This window comes from Blautia sp. AF14-40, assembly GCF_003479665.1.
Lineage (GTDB): Bacteria > Bacillota > Clostridia > Lachnospirales > Lachnospiraceae > Fusicatenibacter > Fusicatenibacter saccharivorans.
On the sequence record NZ_QUHK01000103.1, the window covers coordinates 1 to 1,378 of the forward strand.

General features: G+C 44.6%; 2 protein-coding genes. Both read right to left on the bottom strand.

The features are described from left to right. A partial coding sequence (locus DWW13_RS18490) for a conjugal transfer protein (RefSeq protein ID WP_147398351.1) occupies positions 1-771 on the bottom strand: 771 nt, incomplete at its 3' end. Between the two features lie 16 nt (positions 772-787). Further along, positions 788-1,378, bottom strand: a 591-nt coding sequence (locus DWW13_RS18495) for a C40 family peptidase (RefSeq protein ID WP_147398352.1), incomplete at its 5' end; no start/stop codon positions are given.

The window sequence follows — 1,378 nt, forward strand, 5'->3', positions numbered from 1 at the left end:
TACCAGTTCAGAATAAAGGTAGTCCCTGCCGATAGGTTCAATCACATTTCCCAATACATAGTAAGCAAGCTCTTTTTCCGTCGCTGTTGGGTACAGCTTAAAGAATGTTTCCAGAAAAGCGGTAGCGTCATTTACCGTATCAGCGTCCACGCTTGCGTCTGCTTCTGGTGTCTTAGGCTCATAGTCTGATTTTTCAACTGCTGGTGCAAGGGTAGGGTTTTGAACGATTACCATATCCCCGTCTGCGTCCACATAGACTTTTACAGTATAGGTTGCTTTCACATTGCTTGTCTGTTCTCCCTCTTTTATCTGCTGATCTACTTCGTAGGTAGCAGAAAAAGTGTCCGTTCCCGACTGCTCGATATGCCATACAATCACATCTGTAACCGTGGAGCTGGTCGGTATATCGGTTCTAATGGTGTCTACATTTAAGTCCTGCAATTCCTTTGTCAGATAACCGCTGATTGCCTGCGTCCTTGCTTCGATAGCTTCTTTGCTGTTATCCCATGTGTAATAGGACTTCGCAAAGTTTTTCACGAAATTTTCTATCCCGTTGGTGTCCTGCAAGCAAAGTTCAATGATTTCTTTTTCATGGGTGGTGTGCTGGTCGATAGCCGTAAAATTCTTATACACCCCAAAGCTCACGCTTGCGACAAGCACCACCCACAACGCAATCACGGTTTTCTTATGTGTGCCTACCTTGACAGTACGCACCTTTTTTTCTTTTGGTTCTTTGATAGTTTCTGTCTGTTTCTTATTCTTCTTAAACATATTTTTCAAGTCCTTTCTATTGTTTTACTCGTCCTGCACCGATTAAGTGCTGTTGCCAGTAACTACTACTTAGGTCTGCATATCCTATCGGGTCGCCTGCATGATACATCTGTGTCGGCGAAACAAGAATACCGACGTGTGTTACATACGAACCAGCGTTATAGGTGGAATGGAAAAACACCAAATCGCCTGCTTTTGCCTGCGAGAGTGGCAGATGTTGGGTTGCGTCATACTGTGCTTGTGCTGTTCTCGGTAAGGAGATACCAGCTTTTCCATAGCACCATTGCGTCAATCCCGAACAATCAAAGGAAGTATTCGGGTTACTGCCACCATACACATACTTCCAGCCTTGATATTTCAACGCTTCATTCATTACCTTTTGTGCCAGTTCTCCCGATACCTGCGGAACTGCTAAATACTGATTGACTACTTCCACATAGAACATATTTCCATAGCCATACCGCCAGCCCCCATTCTTAGCAACGGCTATCGGGTTGGTGTAGGTTACTTTCTTTCCACCCGATTTCTCACGGGCGAAGCTCTCTGCAAGATTAAAAGTGTGTTTTTTTCCTTTTCCTGCCACATATCCCACATAGCCACCGCCATA